Raw genomic sequence first — 21,521 nt, 5'->3', positions numbered from 1 at the left:
GACGACGACTGAGGAAAAGCACGTGATTATCGCTTATCGCTGCTTGAGAAGGCGTGCATAAGCCGCAACGACTTATTCCGAATCAAGTCGCCGAGCTTTCAAACGCGCGATTGGAGAAAATCGTGAAAAGAAAAATGACAAACGTCCCGGTGCGCGGACGAGGCGCGTTCTCAGGCCGCCGGACGGCGCACCAGCGCCAGCATTACGCCGAAGCCGATCATCAACGCGCCGCTCACGCGATTGAACCACCTGAAACCGCGAGCGCCGCGCGAAAGCGAACCGAGTCGCGCGCCGAGCGCTGCGTAAATGACGATCGCGACAAGCTCGAACAACAGGAATATCGCGCCGAGAATCGCGAAGCTCGTCGCATACGCGCTGCGGTCGACGAATTGCGGAAAGAAGGCAGTGAAGACGAGAATCGCTTTCGGATTGCCCGCGGCGACGAGAAACTCCTGCTTCGTGAGCCGCGCGAGTCCGGCAGCGCCCGCGCCCTCCTCGGCGGTGACGGTTTGCGGTCCCGAGCGGATCAGCTTGATGCCGATCCACACGAGGTAAGCCGCGCCCACGAGCTTGATCGCCGTGAAAAGCGTCTCCGACGCGAGCAGCAACGCGCCGAGTCCCAAGCCGGCAATCGCGATCATGACGGCAAACGCGGCGAGCCGTCCGAACGACGCGAGCACCGACATGCGCACGCCCCGACGCGCGCCGTTAGAAAGCGAAAGCATGTTGTTCGGGCCGAACGCCATGTTGATGGCGAAACACGCGGGCACGAACAACGAGAACGTCTGAATGGACATGAGACACCCTTCGAGGCGAGCAACCGATCCCGCCAAATTACCAGATTCAGAAGCGGTGGCGAATGCCGGTCGTGAACATCAACTGATTGCGGCCGCTCGAAGGATCGTTCGTGTTGATGACAGCCGGCGCGTCCGACGACGCGCGCTGATAGATGGACTCGACATAGACGTCCGTGCGCTTGCCCAACAGATAATCCACCTGCAACGCGCCTTCATGCCAGTGCGCACCCCCGCCGTTCGTGTACACGTACATGCCGGCGAGCAGGATCGCGGGCGTCAGCTTGTAGATGCCGTTGATCTCGTAGTTATTGAGCGCGAGCGAGGGCAGCGCGGCGCCGGTATCCGCGTCGTTCACGCCGGAATTGATCGAGCGGGAGAACGCGCCGGCAAGCTGGAAGTCGCCGATGCCGTAGCTCATCGCGACGCCGAAGGTGTTCTGCCGCTGCACGTTGGCCGCGATGACGGCGCCCGGCGCGTTGCCGGGCAGCGCGAGCACGTCGTACGCGCCGCCGGTCGTGTTGCCGCGTCCGTCGTTGTGCAGATAGGCCGCCCCGGCGCTGAACGAATCGAGCGTGTAGTTGGCACCGACGCTGTACGCGCGGTTATTCGCGAACCCGCCCGCCGCGTTCGAGAACGCGTACAAGCCGCCGAAGCTGAAGCCGCCGTACGTCGCGCTCGTGTATTTGACGGAGTTGGCCGCGAGGAACGAGTTGTTCGCGTTGTCGTTGTCGAGCACATGCGCGAAGGCCGTGCCGCCCGTGCCGCCCGTCAGCGTGAAGGGCGCGAAATAGTCGTGGATGGAGTCGTACTGACGGCCGAACGTGAGGGTGCCGAGCGCGTCGGTGCCGAGGCCGACGTACATCGGGTGATCGTTGAGCCCCTGCCCCGTCGACACCGCGTAGCCGCGTTCGAGCCGGAAGATCGCCCGCGCGCCGCCGCCCAGATCTTCGCTGCCTTGCAGCCCCCAATAGCTGCCGTCGATGGTGCCGGTCGTCAGCCGGTACTGCGAATGCCCGCCGACATTGCTGACATACGCGAGGCCGGCGTCCAGTTCGCCATAGAGCTGCACTGAGCTTTGCGCCCAGGCCGCGCCGGGCACGCCGATGAATCCGATGCAGGCCGCGAGCGCTGCCGCGAAGTTCGGGCGGGCGGCTGCGGGAGATGCTGTGCGCCGGGCACGGCTGACGGACGGCGCGGCCTTGCGCGCGGTTGGACGGATGGGCATAGAAGAACTCCAGATCGTTTCGCGGCTGACGATTGTCGATTCTGCAGCGCATCTTGTCAGGTAAAAAAGCGCCCGTCGCGCAGATGTGACTCATTACCAACGGATGAGCGCGAGCCCCTTTCCAATCCGGCATTTCGGCGCTATTGAGGCGAGCGCCGCTAGAATCGGAAGACATCGGCTCCTTTCATGCAAACGGACCTCTCCATGCCACAGACCACTCTCGCGATCGTTACCGGCCACACGCGCGGCCTCGGCGCGGCGCTCGCCGACGCCCTGCTCTCCCGCGACGCCGAGATTCTCGCGATCTCGCGCAAACGCAATGCGGCGCTGGCGGCGCGCTATCCCGGCCGGCTGCACGAAGCCGAGCTGGATCTCGCCGATCTGCCCGCGCTCGGCGCCTGGCTCGCGGACGGCGCGCTCGGGCGCTTTCTGGCCCGCGCCGATCGCGTGCTGCTCGTCAACAATGCGGGGATGCTCGCGCCCGTCGGGCCGCTCGCGGATCAGGATGCGGGCGCGGTCGCGCGCGCAGTCAGCGTGAATGTCGCGGCCCCGCTGATGCTGGCCGCTGCCTTCGCCGCCGCGAGCGCGCACGTGGCGGACCGGCGCGTCGCCCATATTTCGAGCGGCGCGGCGCGCAACGCGTATCCCGGCTGGAGCATCTACTGCGCGACGAAGGCCGCGCTCGACCATCACGCGCGGGCGGTCGCGCTCGACGACAACGGCGGCTTGCGCATTTGCAGCGTCGCGCCGGGCGTCGTCGATACGGACATGCAAGCCGAGATTCGCGGCACCGCGCTCGAGCGTTTCCCTCTGCGGGAGCGCTTCGATACGCTTAAGCGCGAGGGCCAGCTAGCGACGCCCGAGCAGTCGGCAAGCAAGCTCGTCGATTTCCTGCTGAGCGATGCCTTCGGCAGCACGCCGACCGCGGATATCCGCGAACTCGGCTGACCGTCAGGCCGCCGACACGGCGCACGCGGGCGCATCGGCGACGGCGAGCGCCTCGCGCGACAGCCGGTCCGCGTGCGCGTTGCGGGCGCGCGGAATCCATTGCAGGCGAACTTTGCCGATTTGCGCGATGAGCTTCCGCACGCGCGCCGCGTGATCCGCGAGCGAGCGGATGCCCTCCGCTTCGCCGGCCTGAACGTCGTCGATGACGACGCGGCTGTCGCCATAGATCGTCAAATTGGCGGCGCCTTCGCGCTGCGCCGCTTCGAGGAGCGCAGTCAGCGCGAGATATTCGGCCACGCTGCTGTCGCCGTGTCCGGCCGTCGCGCTGATTTGCAGCGTCTGGCCTTCCGGACTCTTGAGCACCGCGCCGATACCGATGCGCCCCGGATTCGGCAGCGCGGAACCGTCGAACCAGCCTGTCCACGCGCTGGCATCGTCCGGTCGCGGCGCGGAGGAATGCGGCCGCGTCGGACGGTTCGCGCGCGCCAGCCTGCGCAGGAGCAGCGCGTCGGCGGCTCGCGCGTGCGCGGCGCGACGCGCATCGACCAATTCTCTCAAGGACTGCGTGCCCGCTGCCTTCGTCAGCGTCTTCACGAGCGCCGCGTGCTCGGAAAAGGCCGCGCTCTTCACGAGCCGGCGGCTTTCCAGACGTTCCCTCTTGTAGGCGACGGCGAGCAGTTCCTCGAATTCGATCATGGGCGGCACGAAGGATGAACGAGCCCGCAGCTTAGCAGAACGCGGCGGGCGCACGGGCGCGGGAATTGCTTATCGAGAGGAGCCCGAACAAGAATCGACGCAGCAAACCGGGCAACGATGAACGGTCAGCCAGACACACGCCTGAACATCAAGCAAACGCCAAGGAGCAGATCATGAACCGACCGATGGAGGAATCGTCCGGTGGTGCAAAGATCATCGGCAAGGGCGCCGCGACGGCCGCGGGTCCCGGCCCCGACGTCATGGCGGCGAGCACCCTGGATGGCAACGCGGTGCTGAGCAGCGACGGGCACGACGTCGGCTCGCTCAAGGAAATCATGCTGGATGTAACGAGCGGCCGCGTGGCGTACGCGGTGCTGTCGAGTGGCGGCTTTCTCGGCATCGGGGACAAGCTGCTGGCCGTGCCTTGGAGCGCGCTGACGCTCGACACGGACAACCGCTGCTTCCGCCTCGCGGCGACGGCCGACCAGGTGCGCAATTCGCCGGGATTCGACAAGGACGCGTGGCCGTCGATGGCCGATCCCGTCTGGGCGAGCTCGGTGCATCAGCACTATGGGCGCGAGCCCTACTGGTCGAGCGGGTCCAGCGGGCCCGGCGCGCCGAGCACAAACGACGTCACCGACACGGGCGCGATCCCGCCCGGCGGCGTCGACGCGCCGGAAGCCGGCGGCGTGAAGCTGTAGCGAAGCGCGCGCCGGACGGCGCGCGTGAGCGGCAATCAGTCGAGCGGACGCTCGCCGAGCGGCAAGTCGACGTCTTGCGCGTCGTCGCCCATGAGCACGCGCAGGACATCGGTTGCGAACTCTTCCACCGCAAAGTGCCATTCGAGCGAGCCGACCGGGAAGTCGTTCGGGCTGCACTTGCCCTGCGCGCGACGGATCGCGCCGACGGACAGACTCAGCGCGCGCGCGTGCTGGAAATGCGGATCGTTTGAATCGAGAAACGGCAATTGATCTTTATCCATGACACCCTTCTGGCCCCGGCCGCTGACACATAACAACGATATCGGCCGGAACCGGAAATTCTTTAGTACCGGCTTTGATTAAATCCTTGCCGCCCGCCCTGCGGCGAGAACGTGCGGAGAAAACGCTTATGCAGCCCTATCGGAACGTTGCGGGCAATTCCGGCGTGTCGGCTTACGAGATTCTGCGCGACGGCATTCGCGTGCGCTTCGCCGACGGGCGGACGTATCTCTACAACTACCGCGAGTCGGGCCGCGCGCACGTCGAGCAAATGAAGCGGCGCGCCCGCGCCGGTCGCGGGCTCAGCAGCTACATTTCGCAGACTCGCGTTCCGTACGCCGCCGGAGACGAGCGGAGAGACGCCTGACGGCGCGAGCGCCCGAGATTTTGCCTCAACGCCCCGATGGCAGATGTGGCACCGTTTCGTTGCTGGTCGCGGCGAGCTGGTGCATTTGCCGTTGCAACTTACTCAGCTGCGCCTGAGCCGCCACGCGCCGGGCTTCGAGCTGCGCGAGATCCTTGCGCACCTCTTGTTGCCTGAGCGCCACTTCCTGGTCCTGCGTACTGCCGCGCTGGAGATCCACGCGAGAACGTTCGACCTGCGCTGCCGACTCGGCAATCAGCCGTGCGAACTGCTCGTTTTGCGCCTGCAAGTGCGCGCGCCGCAATTCCGCTTCCGCGAGCCGCACTGCCTGCTCGACGAAATGACGGAACGCGGGCTCGGCGGCGTCGATATCGCCCGCTTTCAGCACGCGCCATACGGCGTCCTCATGATAGAGCACGGCATAGTACGTCAGGTCGCGCGGATAGAACAGCAGGCTCGCACTATACGCGAAACTCTGAAATGTCCGGAAAACGGCGAGCGTCGACTGCTGGATCAGCCACTCCACCTCGGCAATTTGCGCCGCCTGCAAAGCGTGCGTGGCGAACGGCGTCGACGCGCCGTTCGGGCGCAGCGGCGTGACGCGGGTGGCGGTCGAAGGCGCGGCGGGTGCCGCTTCGTCGGAGGACTCGAGTCCGTCGGGCTTGTTCTGCGCAGCGAAGCGAACCGGAGCATTCGGTTTTTGGCGCAGGAGAAACGACGGCGCGTTATCGAGCAATGTGCCTCGTCTGCTCAGCAGGCTTTTCACGATGACTCCACGTTTGACTTACGGCTGCGATTATGACGATTCCTGACGACAGCCAGGGTGCTTTTATCCGCGTCGCATATTCTGAATATTCGCAGTGATTATTCTGGATACCGAACGAGCGGCGATGCAATTGGAACGAACTTTCGGCTGATGAAACTCAGTATAGGCGAGCGATTTCCAGATGCAATCGAAGCTGCGCGAGCGACAAAACCCTCCGCGAGTCAATGCGGTAAATGGTGCGTAAAGCCGCTTTTCGTTTCGCGGGCACAAATCATTACATGTGCCGGTAGACGGCCTGCATTCCGCTCACGCGCAAATTGGCAAGTTGCGCCGAGCGCGCTTTCGACATCAGCGCCACCATTCGCATGATTCGGATGCCCTGAATGCCGCACGCGATGCCGGGCGTATCGGCCAGCCGCGCTTCGAGATTCTTCATCCGCCCGTAGAGATTCACGATCGGCTCGGCCGGCGTTCCCACCTTGATCGCGTAATTCGCGTCGCCGTTCGTCACGACGGGCACGCTCAGCCGATCGGGGCCGGCCTGACCGTCGACGAAAGAATCGGCGAGAATCTCGGGCGCTTCGAAATGCAAGCGCCCTTCGTTGCGATCCCGAAAATATTCATAAACCGCCTCGAGGTGCGCAGTGGAAGTCTGTTCGATACGCCGTGCCGTTGCCGCACAACGATGCAGTTTCCAGTTCTCTTGCTGACTCACAGCGGCAATCAGATCGGCAATACGCGATCTCAGTTCCGTTTCGCGTTTCTCGATGAGAGCGTCGAGCATTTTCGCTTCGTCGCTATTGCGGTCCGGCAAGCTTTCGCTCCATGCCAATAAATCGTTCAGTGTGATCGACATGAAACACTCCGTTGGATTGGCCCATTGAATCGAATTCGGGCGGCTCAAGTTCGTTTGGAGCGCGAATTGTAATGAATCGGCATCCGTTTGGTAGCGCCAATAATCATCGTAGATGGTTTTGAGATAAGCGCCACGTTTCGTCTAAAGAGCGCGGCACAGCCGATGCTAGTTCCTCTGCACGGCGCGCCTCGCGCCTGGAACCAGGAGACAGCCATGAAAGCGACCGCAGCGATCGCAGGCGCCCTTCTCGCGCTTGCCAGTACCGCCTCCCTCGCGCAGGAGATGTCGCGCGACCAGTTGAACCAACGCCCACAGACGCAGCAGCAGGGACAGAATGCGTCGCCGGGGGGCGCAAACGATGCGTCGCAAGGCGGCGCGCCTTCCGGCACGTCCGGAAGCGGCACGCTCATGCAAAAGCGCGAGCAAGGCATGTCGCCCGATACGTCGCAACCGCCGGCGCGCGGATCTAAGTCCACCGGGACGATGAAGCAGTAACGCGCCCGCCGTTATATGAAGGCCGCACAGCGACGCCGGACGGCGAACCGGCGTTGCTGCGCGTGGCCGTCGTGAGCCGATCTCTGACTCATCGACGGAAAACGTAAAGGATCGTTGCCGACTGCGCGAATAGGAAAAGTCCTGCTGTATTTTGTCCGGCGAGCCGATTTAATGCCGCATTCTTCCGAAAAATGAGGCTCGCATCATGAAAGACCTGCACATTTCCGTCGACGCAAACGGCCGCGCAACCCTGTCGCACTCCACGCACATCAAGGAGCACTGCCTGAACCGCGCGCGTTTGCTGACGTCGCTCGTCAATATTGTCGCGGCGCCCGGCGGCTTCGAGCACTTCTGTTCGTACCCCGAGTCGATGCGCCGCGACATTCTGAGTCTTCTGCACTCGGTCGCCGAAGAACAGATTCCGCTCATCTCGGCACTGGAAGAACACACCGCGCGCGCGTCGTACGACCGCGGCGTGCAGGCCGCGCGCGAATTCCTCATGCAGGAGCAGGCGGCGAATTCCGCGCTGCACTTCGACGCCGAAAATCACCAGCCGGACCAGATGGTCATCGCGCATTGAGCGACGGGTTCGTCCCATCTAACGCGCTAAGCAATCGGTGATGGATCGGGCCGCGCGCGCCATGTCGCGCGGCCGTCACCGTAACGCGCTTAGAAATCGAAAACGACAAGAAGAAACACCATGCTCGTACGAAACGCCTGCTTCGCTCTCCTGTTTCCCGTCGCCTTCCTGACACTGAACACTGCGGCCTTCGCCAAGTACTCCGAAGAGTGGATCGGAGCCGGCAACGTCACGCACTCGCAGACGGCGCCGCGCACCAGCGAGAAAGCGGCCGCCGCTTCGGGCGCGGCAGCGTCGCGCGCGCCTTCGCAGCCGAGCCGTTCGAAAACGCCGCAGACAGCTTCACCGTTCGACAAAGATCCGATCGCCGCTTATGCCGACGATCCAATCGCGGAGTTCGCGCGTCCTCGGTCGAAACGCAACCATCTTTGATGCTGCAAGGAGAAAGCGCGAATCGTCCGATTCTCCGCGGTCGCGCGCTCGGCTAATCTTGCGCGCTGTCGCAGGGGGCGCTCTGCCATCGCCCGCCCTGCCATGTGCGCGACTTTGCGCATTATCAGAGGCGCGGACGTGCAGGCAGGCGACCTCTTGCGACGCCCTCTTTCTGCATCAGCGCGAAGCGATGAACGCGAAAAAGCCCGCGATTCAGCAATGAAAATGCTGGATCGCGGGCTTTTGCTTTGCGCGCGCGTTCAGCCGACGAGATCGGCCGGCAACTTGCCGCCGTTCGCGGCGAGCGCCTGCATCAGTTGCTTGTGCAGCCAGATGTTCATCGAAGCGGAGTCGTTCATGTCGCCGCTGTACTTGAGTTCTGTGGCGAGGTGCTTGCGATGATCGAGACTGCTGTCGACGTCGAGCAGCTTCATCATGTCGACGATTGAAACGCGCCAGTTCAGTTGCTGGCTGCTCTCGCTCGCCAGTTGATCCATGACGGCGGCGACGTCGACATCGGACAGCGGCGCGGGAGCGGCAGCCGCCTCGACGCTTGCCTGCGGCGCGGGGTCCGGCGCGGGGTCGGGCGTGGCGGCGGGTGCCGGGTCGGCGGGTTTCGCCTTGTGGAAGATATTGCCTACGATGTCACCGAAGATGCTCATGTCTTTGTCCTTTGCAGTTAGCTACGGAAGTGCCGGCGGCTCGCCGGTCAGCGACCGGACGCGGCGATGGCTGCCGGGGCTTCAACGCTGGGCGCTTTGGGACGTTGACTCGTTGCGACAAAACGGGGCGGATCTTGATGAATAGTTGCAGTGGTGATTAGGAGTCCGGTTCATGCTGACCAAAGCTGCCCTTGTTGCACGATCCCTTTCGGCGGACGTTGCGACCGCGCTACGACGCCCACATGCCCTTGCCGAGCATCGACAAAAACAAAAATCCCGCAAGACGATGAGCTATGCGGGATTCGGGAATCGATCTGGCGGAGAGAGGGGGATTCGAACCCCCGATAGGTTTTACCCTATACACGCTTTCCAGGCGTGCGACTTAAACCACTCATCCATCTCTCCGGAAAACTGCGATTATACCAAGTTCCCGCCGCCCGCCTAGCCCCTACGGGTGACGAATGTAGTCGACGAGCGCGCGCGTGTACTCGTCCGGCTTGCGGTCGAAGAGACTCACCGCGATCGCCACCGCGAAGCCGGCCGGCACGCCGAACACGCCCGAGCTGATCGGCTCGATGCCGAACCAGCGCGGCCCGTCGAAGCCCGTCAGGTGCGTGAAGAACGGATACGTCGACACGATGTAATACACGCACACGATCAGCCCCGCGATCATCCCCGCGACGACGCCCCGCTGCGTCGTGCGCTTCCAGAACACGCCGAGCACCAGCGCCGGAAAGAGACTCGACGCCGCGAGCGAAAACGCCGCGCCCACGAGAAAGAGGATGTTCCCCGCATTGAGCGACGCGACGTACGACGCAAGCAGCGCAACACCGAGCAGCAGTATTTTAGAGATTGTGACGCGCCGCTGGCTCGTCGCGCGGCGATCCACCATGCAGTAATACACGTCGTGCGACAGCGCGTTCGCGATGGTGAGCAGCAAGCCATCGGCCGTCGAGAGCGCCGCGGCCAGCGCGCCCGCCGCGATCAGTCCGGACATCACGTAAGGCAAGCCCGCAATCTCGGGCGCGGCGAGCACCACCATGTCCGGCTGCATCTGAATGCCGGCCCAGCGCACGACACCATCGCCGTTGATATCGCCGATACGGATCAGATACGGCTCGATGTGCCGCCACTGCGTCACCCATTGCGGCAGCTCCGCGAAGCGATGTCCGACGAGCCCCGTCAGAATCTCGTGCTTGATCAGCACGGCGAGCACCGGCACGGTCAGATAGAACAGTGCGACGAAAAAGAGCGTCCAGCCGACCGAACGCCGCGCCGATGCCACGGACGTCGTCGTGTTATAGCGCGTGAGGATGTGCGGCAAGCTCGCCGTGCCAATCGACAAGCACAGGATGAGCGAGAGAAAGTTCAACCGGTGCGCCCGCGCGCTGCCCTGCTCAGCCGTGCCGGAGGACGACGCGAACGCAGCGGTCAGCGGCACCGGGGCGGCGACGCGCTCGTTCAACGCATCGCGTTCGCGCGACCACTTCGCCTGCGCATCGGCGGGATCGCGTGGAAACGACGCGAGTTCGCGCTCGCGTTCGCTGATCTCGCGCAGCGGGCCATTGTGCCGGCGCAGATCGGCGATCTCGGCGACGAGCCGCGCGTGCTCGTCGAAGAACGATCGCGGCAGCGCATCGATGCGCTCCTGCGCGCGCGCCGCCTGACGCGCAAGATCGGCGCGGGCGCGCGCTTCGTCGGGCGAGACGGCGAGCGCGCGTTCGAGCGTCTCGACGCGTTCCATCACGCGGCCATAGTTGAGTTGCGGGAACCATCCGAGCCCGTCGCGATGCGCGATCATCGAGACGGGAATCAGCATCGCGCTGATCAGGATGATGTACTGCGCCACCTGCGTCCACGTCACCGCGCGCATGCCGCCGAGAAACGAGCACACGAGAATGCCCGCGAGCCCGCAGAAGATGCCGATCGAGAACTCGATGCCGATGAAGCGCGACGCGATCAGCCCGATGCCCTGAATCTGCGCGACCAGATAGACGAACGAGCACAGGATCGCGGCGATGGCCGCGAGTCCGCGCACAAGGTTGCTCGAGAAGCGCGTGCCGAGAAAATCGGGAATCGTGTAGCGCGCGAGTTTGCGCACGTACGGCGCGAGCAAGAACGCGACGAGGCAATAGCCGCCGGTCCAGCCCATCATGTAGGCGAGGCCGTCGTAGCCGCTCGCGTAGATGGAGCCGGCCAGTCCGATGAACGACGCCGCCGAGAGCCAGTCCGCCGCCGTCGCCATGCCGTTGAACGCGGAAGGCACGCGCCGCCCGGCCACGTAGTATTCGACGAGATCGGACGTGCGCGAGAGCAGGCCGATGACCGCATACACGGCAATCGGCACGAACAGGAACACATAGCCGACCCACATGCCCGCGCCGGCCGTGCGCTCGATACGCTCCATCACGAAGATGAAGAGCAGAAAGCCGAGCGTATACAGCGCGTAGGTGACGATCAGCCGGTTGGTGAGCTTCATCGCGGGCCGTCGTCACTCGCTTGGGCGTCTCCGACGGCGCGCGCGAGCCGCGCATCGGCGAGTTGCATCAGCACGATATAGACGGCGATCAGCGTCACGTAGACGAGAATGGCGCCCTGCGCGCCGAAGAAGAACGGCAGCGGAAACCCGGCGATGCGCACGTGCTGCAGACGCTCCGCGAAAAGCGGCACACAGAACGACACGACGAATCCGACGGCCAGCAGCACCGCGATCAGCGCGACATTGAAGCGCCAGTACGCGCGATGCGCGCGCGCCGCGGCCGCCGGGACGCGCGGCGGCGGGGCAAGCGTGGGATTGAGCGGATCGGCGGGCGTGACCATGCGGTTATGTACCAAAACCGCGTGGCATCGGCAATCGGGATCGACCGCCGCTTATCGGGCGGCGGTCGCTTGCGGCAGGCTCAGCGTGCTTCGCCCAGTTGATCGAGAATCGCGGGATTCTCGAGCGTGGACACGTCCTGCGTGATCTCCTCGCCCTTCGCGAGCGAGCGCAAGAGACGCCGCATGATCTTGCCCGAGCGCGTCTTCGGCAAATTCTCGCCGAAGCGGATGTCCTTCGGCTTCGCGATCGGCCCGATCTCCTTCCCGACCCACGCGCGCAAGTCGTTGGCGACCTGCTTCGCTTCGTCGCCTTCCGGACGCGCGCGCTTCAACACGACGAACGCGACCACGGCTTCGCCCGTTGTGTCGTCGGGACGACCGACCACGGCGGCTTCCGCGACCATCGGATTCGCGACGAGCGCCGACTCGATCTCCATCGTGCCGAGACGATGACCGGACACGTTGAGCACGTCGTCGATGCGGCCCATGATCGTGAAGTAGCCGGTCTCCTTGTCGCGGACCGCGCCATCGCCGGCGAGATACAGCTTGCCGCCGAGTTCTTCGGGGAAGTAGCTCGTCTTGTAGCGGTTCGGATCGCCCCAGACGTTGCGCAGCATCGACGGCCACGGGCGCTTCACGACCAGAATGCCGCCCTGCCCGTTCGGCACGTCCTGGCCGGTTTCATCGACGATCGCGGCCATGATGCCCGGCAGCGGCAGCGTGCACGATCCCGGCACGAGCGGCGTCGCGCCCGGCAGCGGCGTGATCATGTGGCCGCCGGTTTCCGTCTGCCACCATGTATCGACAATCGGACACTGCCCGCGGCCGACATTCTCGTGGTACCACATCCACGCTTCCGGGTTGATCGGCTCGCCGACCGTGCCGAGAATGCGCAGCGTCGAGAGATCGTAGCTCTTCGGATGCACCTTCGCGTCCGCTTCCGATGCCTTGATGAGCGAGCGGATGGCCGTCGGCGCGGTATAGAAGATGGTGACCTTGTGGCGCTGAATCATGTCCCAGAAGCGGCCCGCGTTCGGATACGTCGGCACGCCTTCGAACATGATCTGCGTTGCGCCGATGGCGAGCGGCCCGTACGCGATGTAACTGTGCCCAGTGATCCAGCCAATGTCGGCGGTGCACCAGAAGATGTCGCCGGGCTTCATGTCGAAGGTCCACTTCATCGTCTGCGCGGCCCACAGCAGAATGCCCGCCGTGCTGTGCTGCACGCCCTTCGGCTTGCCAGTCGAACCCGACGTATAAAGGATGAAAAGCGGATGCTCCGCGCTCACCCACTCGGGCTCGTACTGCGCCGCTTCGTTCTCGACGATTTCGTGCAGCCACACGTCGCGCCCTTCGTTCCACGCGATCTTTCCGCCCGTGCGCCGATACACGATGACGTCCTTCACCGCGTCGCAGCCGCCGGCCGCGAGCGCTTCGTCGGCGATGCTCTTGAGCGGCAGCGCCTTGCCGCCGCGCATCTGCTCGTCGGCGGTGATGAGCGCGACCGCGCCGACGTCGACGAGCCGTTCGTTGAGCGACTTCGACGAGAAGCCGCCGAACACCACCGAATGCGTCGCGCCGATGCGCGCGCACGCCTGCATCGCGACGACGCCTTCGACCGACATCGGCAGATAGATCACGACCCGGTCGCCCTTCTTCACGCCGCGCTTCTTGAGCGCATTCGCGAGGCGGCAGACGCGTTCGAGCAGGTCCTGATACGTGACGTTGGTCACGGTGCCGTCGTCGGCTTCGAAGATGATCGCGTTCTCGTTGCCGCGCCCCGCTTCCACGTGCCGGTCGAGACAGTTATACGATGCGTTCAGCTCGCCATCCGCGAACCACGTATAGAACGGCGCGTTGGTTTCGTCGAGCACGTTCGAGAACGGCTTGTGCCACGCGAGCGTCTCGCGCGCGAGCCGCGCCCAGAAGCCTTCGTAGTCGCGCTCCGCTTCGGCGACGAGCGCCTTATACGCGTCCATGCCCGAAATCGCCGCGCCGGACGAAGCCTTGGCTGACGGCGGAAACACACGTTTTTCCTGAAGAACCGATTCGATCGCAGACATCGACAACCCCTCCGATGGTGATTCCAAAAGCCGGCGGCGCGCTCGACGCTTAAGGCGGGCACGCCGCATGTTATTGAGGTTCGAAAGCGTCACGCGCACGGGCGTTCTCGCCGAACCCTGTCTCCTGTCGACCGGCTCCGCCGTCTCGCGGATTGCCGGCCACTTGCAACCTTGCCAGCGCGCTTCGTTTGCGAAACGCGCTTGCCGACTCATTGCAGCCTGCATGAAGATCAAGATATGCCGCGCAACTTACCCGCTTCTTACGCGGCCGACGGCTGCAGCACGGGGTATACACGGAGTCGGCGCGGCTTCTACAATGCGTCCCCACAATCCTAACTGAACTCGCCGCGCGCTTGTCGTGCGCTCGACGCCGAAATCACAGCTTGAATCGCTACGCCCTCTATCTCATCGCGTCGATGCTGCTCGTCGGAAGCAACGTCGGCATCGGCAAGTCGATCGTCGCGTCCGTGCCGGTGCCGCTCTTCGCGCTACTGCGCTTCGTCATCGCGCTGACGGTACTGTGGCCGCTGTTGCGTCCGTCGAAGATGAAGCGCGTGGCGCGCGCCGAGTGGATCAACCTCTTTTTGCAGGCGCTCTTCGGCACATTCGGCTTCACGCTGCTGATGCTAAACGGCGTCGCGCGCACGAGCGCGGTCGCGGCGGGCGTCATCACGAGCACCATGCCCGCCGTCGTCGCGCTGTTCGCGTGGCTCTTTCTCAGGGAAAAGCCGGGCGGACGAGCGTTCGCTTCCATCGCGCTCGCGGTCGTGGGCGTCGTCGTCATCAACGTCGCCCAGAGCGGCGGCGGCGATCACGGCGGCGGCTCGCTCGCGGGCAATCTGATGGTGGTCGGCGCGGTCTGCTGCGAATCGCTGTACGTGATCTTGTCGCGGCGGCTGACGCAGACGCTGCCCGCCATCGACATCTGCGCGTACACGCACGGTCTCGGCTTTCTGCTGATGTTGCCGCTCGGCCTGCCGACCGCGCTCGCGTTCGACTGGCGCGGCGTCGACGGGATCGCGTGGGCGCTCGTCGGATGGTATGCGCTTTCGGCGAGCGTCTTCTCCTTCTGGCTCTGGATGAAAGGCATCCGCCACGTCGCCGGCAGCCTCGCGGGCGTCTTCTCCGCCGTCCTGCCGATCGCGGCGGCGCTCTACGGCATCGCGTTCCTCGGAGAGCGGCCGACGCTCGCGCATGGCATCGCGCTCGCGTGCGTGATGGCGGGCATCGTCCTCGCGAGCCTGAAGCGCCGGGCGCCGGCGTCGCGCGACGAGCGTGGAAGCCCCGAAAGCGGCGTGTAGCGGCACGTTGGTGGCACGTAGGCGCGCATTCCATCCGATTGGCACAACAGTGCTTGCCGCTGCGTTCCGGCAGGCTCGCGCGGCGACACGCTACAATACCGGGCTTTCCCGGACGGGCCACGAACCGCCCGTTTCACGTTCCCAGCACTTCGATCTCCGCCGCCCGACCGACACGCCGCCCATGTCCGCTCAGAAGCACTTCCCCGACTCGCCCGCTCGCCCCGGCCCGATGAAGGCGCTGCCCAGATTCATCTTCATGAGCCGCTGGCTTCAGGTGCCGCTCTATCTCGGACTCATCATCGCGCAGGGCGTCTACGTCGTCCTGTTCCTGAAGGAAGTGTGGCACCTCGTCACGCACGCAATGACGCTCGACGAAACCAACGTCATGCTGGTGGTGCTCGGCCTGATCGACGTGGTGATGATCTCGAACCTGCTCATCATGGTGATCGTCGGCGGATACGAAACGTTCGTGTCGCGTCTCGGCGTGGAAGGCCATCCCGATGAACCCGAGTGGCTCGATCACGTCAATGCGGGCGTGCTGAAAGTGAAGCTCTCGATGGCGCTCATCAGCATCTCGTCGATTCATCTGCTGAAGACGTTCATCAATCCGGATCAGCACACGTTCCATGCGGTGCTGTGGCAAGTCGTGATTCACGTGGCGTTTCTCGTGTCCGCGCTCGTCATGGCCTATGTCGACCGGTTGACCACGCATACGCATCCGCGGCATTTCCACAGCGAAACGGCAACACCCCGCAGCGCACTCGATTGAAGCGTCGAAGAGAACGCACGCAGTCTTTCGTCCCCAGAGCCCAAGCCATGACCGTCATCAAGCAAGAAGACCTGATCCAGAGCATCGCCGATTCTCTGCAGTACATCAGCTACTACCATCCGCTCGACTATATTCAGGCGCTCGGCCGCGCCTATGAGCTGGAGGAAAGCCCGGCCGCGAAGGACGCCATCGCGCAGATCCTGACCAACAGCCGCATGTGCGCCGAAGGCAAGCGCCCGATCTGTCAGGACACGGGCATCGTCACGGTGTTCGTGAAGGTGGGCATGGACGTGCGTTGGGACGGCGCGACGATGTCGGTCACCGACATGATCAACGAAGGCGTGCGCCGCGGCTATCTGAACCCGGACAACGTGCTGCGCGCGTCGATCGTGAGCCCGCCCGAAGGCGCGCGCAAGAACACGAAGGACAACACGCCGGCCGTGATCCACTACGAGATCGTGCCGGGCGACAAGGTCGATGTTCAGGTCGCGGCGAAGGGCGGCGGCTCGGAGAACAAGTCGAAATTCGCGATGCTCAATCCGTCGGATTCGATCGTCGACTGGGTGCTCAAGACCGTGCCGACGATGGGCGCCGGCTGGTGCCCGCCGGGCATGCTCGGCATCGGCATTGGCGGCACGGCTGAAAAGGCGATGGTGATGGCGAAGGAATCGCTGATGGACCCCATCGACATTCAGGACATCATCGCGCGCGGTCCGCAGGACTGGATCGAAGAACTGCGCGTCGAACTGCATGAGAAGGTGAACGCGCTCGGTATCGGCGCGCAGGGTCTCGGCGGCTTGTCGACCGTGCTCGACGTCAAGATCATGGCCGCGCCGACGCACGCGGCGAGCAAGCCCATCGCGATCATCCCGAACTGCGCGGCGACGCGCCACGCGCACTTCACGCTCGACGGCTCGGGTGCAGCCAAGCTCGACGCCCCGCCGCTCGACGCATGGCCGAAGGTCACGTGGCAGCCGAACACGGAGACGAGCAAGCGCGTCGACCTCAACACGCTGACGCCGGAAGAAGTCGCGTCGTGGAAGCCGGGCCAGACGCTCTTGCTCTCGGGCAAGATGCTGACGGGCCGCGACGCCGCGCACAAGCGCATCGCCGACATGCTCGCGAAGGGCGAAAAGCTGCCGGTCGATTTCACGAACCGCGTGATCTATTACGTCGGCCCGGTCGATCCGGTGCGCGACGAAGCGGTCGGTCCGGCAGGCCCGACGACGGCCACGCGCATGGACAAGTTCACGGAAACGATGCTCGCCCAGACCGGCCTCATCTCGATGATCGGCAAGGCCGAGCGCGGTCCGGTCGCCATCGAGGCGATCAAGAAGCACAAGGCCGCGTATCTGATGGCGGTCGGCGGCGCGGCGTATCTCGTCTCGAAGGCGATCCGCGAGGCCAAGGTGCTCGCGTTCGAAGACCTCGGCATGGAAGCCATCTACGAGTTCGACGTGAAGGACATGCCGGTCACGGTCGCGGTCGATTCGAACGGAACGTCGGTTCACAAGACCGGCCCCGCCGAATGGCAGGCGAAGATCGGCAAGATTCCGGTCGCGACGGCGTAAGCACGAGACGCGGACCGCGTCGCGCACGACGTGCGCGGCGCGGTCGGAAAGCCGGGCCGCGCGCCCGGCTTTTCTTTGCAAGCCGCATTCGCCGATAGAGCGTTCCATTCGCTTTTTCGGCCGCGACAAAAAATTCCCTCTTAACCTTGGCAGGCCCCAGTCCCAAGGTTTATCTTTCCCCCATGCTCACACGCCCGGAACAAGGACACCTATGAAAGGCGACGCGAAAGTCATCGAATATCTGAACGCGCAGCTGAAGAACGAGCTCACCGCGATCAATCAATACTTCCTTCACGCCCGGATGTACAAGCACTGGGGCCTCGAGCAACTGAACAAGCACGAATACGACGAGTCCATCGGCGAGATGAAGCACGCCGACTGGCTGATTCAGCGCGTGTTCATGCTCGATGGCTTGCCGAACCTGCAGGACCTGCACAAGCTCCTGATCGGCGAAGAGACCAAGGAAATCATCGAGTGTGATCTGAAGCTCGAGCAGATTTCGCAGTCGACCTGCAAGGAAGCCATCGCGTATTGCGAGTCCGTGCGGGACTACGTTTCGCGCGATATCTTCGACAAGATTCTAAACGACACCGAAGAGCACATCGACTGGCTCGAAACGCAACTGGATCTGATCGACAAGGTCGGCATCCAGAACTATCAGCAGAGCATGATGGGCGAGCAATAAGCCGTCTCAACCGATGTCCGCTGTCGTCGCATCCCCCCTCGCCGCGAACGCGCGCGCGCCGGCTGGCGCAGACGCGCCTGTCGGCATCTTCGATTCCGGTCTGGGCGGTCTGTCCGTGTTGCGCGCGGTGCGCGCGCTGCTGCCGCACGAGCAGTTGATCTACGTGGCGGATTCGCTGCACGCGCCCTACGGCGAGCGGGACGACGCGTTCATCACCGGGCGCACCACGGCTATCGGCGAATGGCTCGTCGGACAGGGCGTGAAGGCGCTCGTCGTCGCATGCAACACGGCGACCGCGCAGTCCATCGCGCATGTGCGCGAGCGGCTGGCGATTCCGCTCGTCGGCGTCGAGCCCGGCGTGAAGCCGGCCGCGGCGGTGTCTAGAACCGGCGTGGTCGGCGTGCTGGCCACGCAGGCGACGCTGCGAAGCGCGCGCTTTCAGTCGCTTCTTGACCGCTATGCCGGCAATTGCCGCTTCATATGCCAGCCGGGGCACGGGCTGGTGCAGGCGGTGGAGCGGTGCGACACGTCGTCGCCCGAACTCATGGCGCTGCTCGAAAGCTATCTCAAACCGATGCTCGACGCGGGCGCCGACACCCTCGTGCTCGGCTGCACGCACTACCCTTTTCTTGACCGCGCCATTCGCGAGATTGCGGGCGAGCGGCTGCATATCGTCGATACGAGCGTCGCAGTCGCGCGGCAACTCGAACGCCTGCTCGACGCGAGCGGACTCTGCAACGCCGATGCGTCGGTCGCAGCGACCCCGCTTTTCTATTCCACCGCCGATGGCGAACCGCAGCGGCAACTCGCCGCCTCGTTGCTGCAAATCCAGGCGGATGTGCGGCACGTCGATATTCCGAGCGCCTAAATCTCCACAGCGCGCGCAGGGTTGCTGCTTAGCCTTGAGGCGCGAGGACAGCCGCTCTGCCCCGCCCGGCAAGCCTCCGGCGGGCGAACCGGCCAAGTCCCGCATCCTGTTACAAAAATCCCCGCTCCTCGCTTGCCAAGCTCGCGACACTGAATGATAATAATTCGCATTAACGGAAGCTATCGCGAACCATCATGATCGTCTGTGTCTGCAAGTCAGTGTCCGACAGAAAGATTCGCGCCGCCATCGCGGAGGGCGTCGATACGTTCGACGAGCTCCAGTTCGAACTCGGCGTCGCCATGTGCTGCGGGAAGTGCGAAGAGAGCGTGCGCGATGTGATGGTGCAAAGCGGCGTCTGCGCCTCGCATTGCGGCGTGCAGGCAGCGCCGGTCACGTTCTACGAACGCCAGGCGGCCTGACGCTCCCGCGCCAGCGGTCGCGCCGTTTGGCCGCGGCCGCGCCGGTAGCCAACCGCAGTACCTTCTGCAAACCGTTCAGTCCTGTCCGAGGAGAACGAGATGGAATTGCTGATCGGTTTTGTGGCTACCCTGTTCATTTCGCTGCTGATATTTCGTCGATGACTTCGCCCTTCGCTTTCGGGCCAGCTTATGTTCGGGATCTCAGCATCAGGAGCCGTCAGGCAAGCAGACTCTCGAACAACGCCCAAGAATGCAGTCCCCGACCACGTCTTCAGCCGCCTTTTCGCCCGCGCCGTCATCCGGCATCAGTCCTCGCATGGTCGCCGCGTGCGCGCTGGTACTCGCGATTCATGCGGCGCTCCTCGGCGTCGCGCTGACGCGGCATGAAGCGCCGCCGCGCCCCGTCGAAGCCAAGGCGATCACCGCGCAGTTGATCAGCGAGACCCCGCAACCCGCGCCCCAGCCGGTTGCCGTCCAGTCACCGCCGACGCCTCAGCCGCCCAAACCCGTTCCGCAGCCGCCGAAACCCGTTCCGCAGCCGAAGATCAAGCCCAAGGCCGAGCCGAAGCCCGCGCCAATGCCGGTCACGCCAGCGCCGTCGCCGATTGCGGCGCCCGCGCCCGAGCCCACGCCGCCGGCGCCTCCCGCTCCGCCGCCGCCCGCCCCCGCGCCGGCAGCGCCCGCCGCGCCCGCCATCGGGAAGCCGACGATGGACCTCGCCGCGCCGAAGAACGTCGCGCGCCTGTCGTGCAATATCGCGCAGCCGGACTATCCTGCCATGTCGCGCCGCCGCGGTGAGACGGGTACGGCGCTGGTCAAGCTGACCGTCGGCCTGTCGGGCAAGATCGAAAACGTGACGCTGCAAAAAAGCAGCGGCTCCTCGCGCCTCGACGACGCCGCGCTCGACGCCGTTCGTTCCAGCGCGTGCACGCCCTACAAGGAGAACGGCGAGGCGATCCGCGCCACGGCCACCGTCCCGTTCGTCTTCAGCCTGAACGACTGACCGGTTTTTTCAAAACAAGGAAACAGCAATGCAAAACTACGGAATTGCGCACGTCTGGGCGCAAGGCGATTTCGTGACGCGCGGCATCGCGCTCGCGCTCGTCATCATGTCGGTGCTCTCTTGGACGGTGATCGTCGTGAAGGCGTGGAACGTCGTGCGGCTCAAGCGCCTGACGAAGAACGCGGAGCAGGCGTTCTGGCACTCGGACGATTTCAACGACGGCATCCAGAAACTGGGCGCGCAGTCGTCGAGCGCAGCGGACAACCCGTTCCTCGCGCTCGCGCTCGCCGGCCAGGAAGCGGCGGACCATCACCACCAGACGCAGCCGCATCTGCACGACCGCATGGATGTCTCCGACTGGATCACGCGCTGCCTGAAGGACGTGATGGACGAAAGCGTCGGCCGAATGCAGGCGGGGCTCGCGGTGCTGGCGTCGATCGGCAGCACGTCGCCGTTCGTCGGACTGTTCGGCACGGTGTGGGGCATCTATCACGCGCTCCTGACCATCGGCGCGACGGGGCAAACGTCGATCGATCAGGTCGCGGGCCCGGTCGGCGAATCGCTCATCATGACCGCGTTCGGCCTCTTCGTCGCGATTCCGGCGGTGCTCGGCTACAACGCCCTCACCCGCGCGAACAAGAGCATCGTGACCAAGCTGAACCGCTTCGCGCACGGCCTGCACGCGTTCTTCGTCACGGGCTCGAAGCTCTCGTCGACCAAGCGCGCGACGACCGGGCAATCCGACAGCCTGCGTCTTGCGACGCGCGCAAGCTAAGCGGAGGTTCGCATGGCCATGAGCCCATTCGCCGGCGACGAAGACGACGGCATGATGAGCGAGATCAACATGACGCCGCTCGTCGACGTCATGCTCGTTCTCCTCATTATTTTTCTGGTGACCATTCCCGCGATGCATCACGCGGTGAAGATCGACTTGCCGCACGCGAGCAGCCAGCCGCAGGACGAAAAGCCCGCGCATGTGGACGTCGCGATAGAGGCCGACGGCACGATTCTCTGGAACGACCAGAAGATCGACGACGCAGCGCTCGACGCGCGTATTGCGCAGGCGTCGAAAGAGACGCCGCAGCCGGAACTGCACTTGCGTGCGGATCGCAAGGTGCCGTACGAGCGCGTCGCCGATGTGATGTCCGCCGCGCAGGCGGGCGGCTTGTCGAAGATCGGTTTCGTGACGCAGCCGAAGAGCGCCAAATAAGCGGCCGGCAA

Annotated in this window: 24 protein-coding genes and 1 tRNA gene; 14 read left to right on the top strand and 11 right to left on the bottom strand. The window is 64.5% G+C overall.

The features are described from left to right. Positions 1–170: 170 nt before the first annotated feature. Both HWX53_RS06865 and HWX53_RS06860 read right to left on the bottom strand, forming a co-directional pair. Positions 171–797 carry a LysE family translocator gene (locus HWX53_RS06865; protein ID WP_175940031.1) on the bottom strand — a complete coding sequence of 209 codons (627 nt, stop codon included), beginning with the start codon at positions 795–797 and terminating at the stop codon, positions 171–173. A 46-nt stretch (positions 798–843) separates the two neighbouring features. Then, positions 844–2,022 (bottom strand): porin, encoded by a 1,179-nt coding sequence (locus HWX53_RS06860; protein WP_175940030.1) that lies wholly within the window; start codon positions 2,020–2,022, stop codon positions 844–846. Between the two features lie 204 nt (positions 2,023–2,226). On the opposite strand from HWX53_RS06860, the gene HWX53_RS06855 reads away from it, so the two are divergent. After that, a complete protein-coding gene (locus tag HWX53_RS06855; protein WP_175940029.1) occupies positions 2,227–2,970 on the top strand; it encodes an SDR family oxidoreductase in 744 nt (247 codons plus the stop codon). A gap of 3 nt (positions 2,971–2,973) precedes the next feature. On the opposite strand, the gene HWX53_RS06850 is transcribed toward HWX53_RS06855, so the two are convergent. Next, complete coding sequence (locus HWX53_RS06850; protein ID WP_175940028.1) at positions 2,974–3,666, bottom strand: ribonuclease HI family protein; 693 nt, start codon at positions 3,664–3,666, stop codon at positions 2,974–2,976. Between the two features lie 173 nt (positions 3,667–3,839). On the opposite strand from HWX53_RS06850, the gene HWX53_RS06845 reads away from it, so the two are divergent. Further along, positions 3,840–4,367, top strand: coding sequence for a PRC-barrel domain-containing protein (locus tag HWX53_RS06845; protein ID WP_175940027.1), 528 nt, complete (start codon positions 3,840–3,842; stop codon positions 4,365–4,367). A gap of 35 nt (positions 4,368–4,402) precedes the next feature. On the opposite strand, the gene HWX53_RS06840 is transcribed toward HWX53_RS06845, so the two are convergent. Next, positions 4,403–4,648, bottom strand: a complete 246-nt coding sequence (locus HWX53_RS06840) for a hypothetical protein (protein ID WP_175940026.1) — start codon at positions 4,646–4,648, stop codon at positions 4,403–4,405. 128 nt (positions 4,649–4,776) lie between these two features. Here HWX53_RS06840 and HWX53_RS06835 point away from each other — a divergent pair, with 128 nt between their 5' ends. Then, positions 4,777–5,013, top strand: coding sequence for a hypothetical protein (locus HWX53_RS06835; protein ID WP_175940025.1), 237 nt, complete (start codon positions 4,777–4,779; stop codon positions 5,011–5,013). Between the two features lie 25 nt (positions 5,014–5,038). Here HWX53_RS06835 and HWX53_RS06830 read toward each other — a convergent pair whose 3' ends face one another. Together HWX53_RS06830 and HWX53_RS06825 are read right to left on the bottom strand one after the other, a co-directional pair. Beyond that, complete coding sequence (locus HWX53_RS06830) at positions 5,039–5,776, bottom strand: DUF2968 domain-containing protein (protein WP_244140012.1); 738 nt, start codon at positions 5,774–5,776, stop codon at positions 5,039–5,041. Positions 5,777–6,050: 274 nt separating this feature from the next. Further along, on the bottom strand, positions 6,051–6,632 hold the full coding sequence (locus HWX53_RS06825) for a hypothetical protein (RefSeq protein WP_175940024.1): 582 nt from the start codon (positions 6,630–6,632) through the stop codon (positions 6,051–6,053). Between the two features lie 213 nt (positions 6,633–6,845). On the opposite strand from HWX53_RS06825, the gene HWX53_RS06820 reads away from it, so the two are divergent. Continuing rightward, positions 6,846–7,127: a hypothetical protein gene (locus HWX53_RS06820; protein ID WP_175940023.1), complete on the top strand. Its 282-nt coding sequence runs from the start codon at positions 6,846–6,848 to the stop codon at positions 7,125–7,127. Positions 7,128–7,332: 205 nt separating this feature from the next. Further along, positions 7,333–7,707, top strand: coding sequence for a hypothetical protein (locus HWX53_RS06815; RefSeq protein ID WP_175940022.1), 375 nt, complete (start codon positions 7,333–7,335; stop codon positions 7,705–7,707). Positions 7,708–8,399: 692 nt separating this feature from the next. Here HWX53_RS06815 and HWX53_RS06810 read toward each other — a convergent pair. The 5 genes from HWX53_RS06810 to acs all read right to left on the bottom strand — a co-directional run bounded on the left by HWX53_RS06810 (position 8,400) and on the right by acs (position 13,684). Continuing rightward, positions 8,400–8,801, bottom strand: coding sequence for a DUF3597 domain-containing protein (locus HWX53_RS06810; protein WP_175940021.1), 402 nt, complete (start codon positions 8,799–8,801; stop codon positions 8,400–8,402). 315 nt (positions 8,802–9,116) lie between these two features. Beyond that, a tRNA-Ser gene (locus tag HWX53_RS06805) sits at positions 9,117–9,206 on the bottom strand. A 43-nt stretch (positions 9,207–9,249) separates the two neighbouring features. After that, the gene (locus tag HWX53_RS06800) at positions 9,250–11,280 is read right to left on the bottom strand and encodes a sodium:solute symporter family protein (protein WP_175940020.1); all 2,031 of its coding nucleotides are present in this window, start codon (positions 11,278–11,280) and stop codon (positions 9,250–9,252) included. Then, positions 11,277–11,621 (bottom strand): DUF4212 domain-containing protein, encoded by a 345-nt coding sequence (locus tag HWX53_RS06795; RefSeq protein WP_175940019.1) that lies wholly within the window; start codon positions 11,619–11,621, stop codon positions 11,277–11,279. Before HWX53_RS06795 ends, HWX53_RS06800 begins: the two co-directional genes overlap by 4 nt. Before the next feature lie 80 nt (positions 11,622–11,701). After that, positions 11,702–13,684, bottom strand: coding sequence for an acetate--CoA ligase (gene acs / locus HWX53_RS06790; protein ID WP_175940018.1), 1,983 nt, complete (start codon positions 13,682–13,684; stop codon positions 11,702–11,704). A gap of 383 nt (positions 13,685–14,067) precedes the next feature. On the opposite strand from acs, the gene HWX53_RS06785 reads away from it, so the two are divergent. The 9 genes from HWX53_RS06785 to HWX53_RS06745 all read left to right on the top strand — a co-directional run bounded on the left by HWX53_RS06785 (position 14,068) and on the right by HWX53_RS06745 (position 21,510). Beyond that, positions 14,068–14,985 carry a DMT family transporter gene (locus tag HWX53_RS06785; protein WP_175940017.1) on the top strand — a complete coding sequence of 306 codons (918 nt, stop codon included), beginning with the start codon at positions 14,068–14,070 and terminating at the stop codon, positions 14,983–14,985. A 181-nt stretch (positions 14,986–15,166) separates the two neighbouring features. Next, on the top strand, positions 15,167–15,754 hold the full coding sequence (locus HWX53_RS06780; protein WP_175940016.1) for a TIGR00645 family protein: 588 nt from the start codon (positions 15,167–15,169) through the stop codon (positions 15,752–15,754). Between the two features lie 47 nt (positions 15,755–15,801). After that, entirely contained in the window at positions 15,802–17,325 is a 1,524-nt protein-coding gene (locus HWX53_RS06775) for a fumarate hydratase (RefSeq protein WP_175940015.1), read from the top strand. Positions 17,326–17,536: 211 nt separating this feature from the next. Continuing rightward, positions 17,537–18,010: a bacterioferritin gene (gene bfr, locus HWX53_RS06770; protein ID WP_175940014.1), complete on the top strand. Its 474-nt coding sequence runs from the start codon at positions 17,537–17,539 to the stop codon at positions 18,008–18,010. A gap of 13 nt (positions 18,011–18,023) precedes the next feature. Continuing rightward, entirely contained in the window at positions 18,024–18,878 is an 855-nt protein-coding gene (gene murI / locus HWX53_RS06765) for a glutamate racemase (protein ID WP_175940013.1), read from the top strand. A 194-nt stretch (positions 18,879–19,072) separates the two neighbouring features. Continuing rightward, entirely contained in the window at positions 19,073–19,297 is a 225-nt protein-coding gene (locus tag HWX53_RS06760; protein WP_175940012.1) for a (2Fe-2S)-binding protein, read from the top strand. 250 nt (positions 19,298–19,547) lie between these two features. Beyond that, positions 19,548–20,300 carry an energy transducer TonB gene (locus HWX53_RS06755; RefSeq protein WP_175940011.1) on the top strand — a complete coding sequence of 251 codons (753 nt, stop codon included), beginning with the start codon at positions 19,548–19,550 and terminating at the stop codon, positions 20,298–20,300. A 28-nt stretch (positions 20,301–20,328) separates the two neighbouring features. Continuing rightward, positions 20,329–21,075, top strand: a complete 747-nt coding sequence (locus HWX53_RS06750; RefSeq protein ID WP_175940010.1) for a MotA/TolQ/ExbB proton channel family protein — start codon at positions 20,329–20,331, stop codon at positions 21,073–21,075. Between the two features lie 12 nt (positions 21,076–21,087). Then, complete coding sequence (locus HWX53_RS06745; protein ID WP_175940009.1) at positions 21,088–21,510, top strand: biopolymer transporter ExbD; 423 nt, start codon at positions 21,088–21,090, stop codon at positions 21,508–21,510. Positions 21,511–21,521: the final 11 nt, after the last annotated feature.

Source organism: Caballeronia sp. BCC1704 (genome assembly GCF_902833455.1).
Taxonomy (GTDB): Bacteria; Pseudomonadota; Gammaproteobacteria; order Burkholderiales; family Burkholderiaceae; genus Caballeronia.
This window is presented reverse-complemented; position numbering and strand designations above follow the sequence as displayed.